The 442-nt window shown below is 73.8% G+C and carries 1 protein-coding gene; it reads left to right on the top strand.

Annotation, left to right across the window (positions count from 1 at the left end):
* Positions 1–408: hypothetical protein (locus AC1DSF_RS30905; protein WP_478184126.1), on the top strand; the 408-nt coding region annotated here is incomplete at its 5' end.
* Positions 409–442 lie beyond the last annotated feature (34 nt).

Consider the following 442-nt stretch of genomic DNA (forward strand, 5'->3'; position numbering starts at 1 on the left):
GCCTACGGCCTGGCGGCCCGCGAAGCCGTCGACCGGGCCCACGCGGTCGACGGCCTGATCGTCCTCGCGGGCCGCGGCACGGACGCCTGGAAGCCGGCCGACCTCGGCCGAACGCTGTCGGAACTGATCCGCATGGACATCATCAGGACGACACGCCTGGCCGAGTCGCTGCGCCAGGCGGTCGCCGGCGGTGCGAGCGCGGCCGTCTGGGCCGTGATGGCCGGCATGATCCCGGGCCTGCGCGGCGAACGCCCTGCCGGACTCGGTGATCTGCTCGCGGTCGCGGCGGAATGCGCGGCGCGGTCGGGAGCGCGGGAGTTCCTCCCCGGCCTGGAGCCGTACGTCAAGAAGGGCACATCCCGGATCGCCGTCGAAGCCCGGCGCCTGGAGACGATCCTCGCGGGTTAGTTGAGGCGGTCGACCCGACACCGAGGGCAACGGC

This window comes from Variovorax sp. 01N429 (assembly GCF_056399425.1).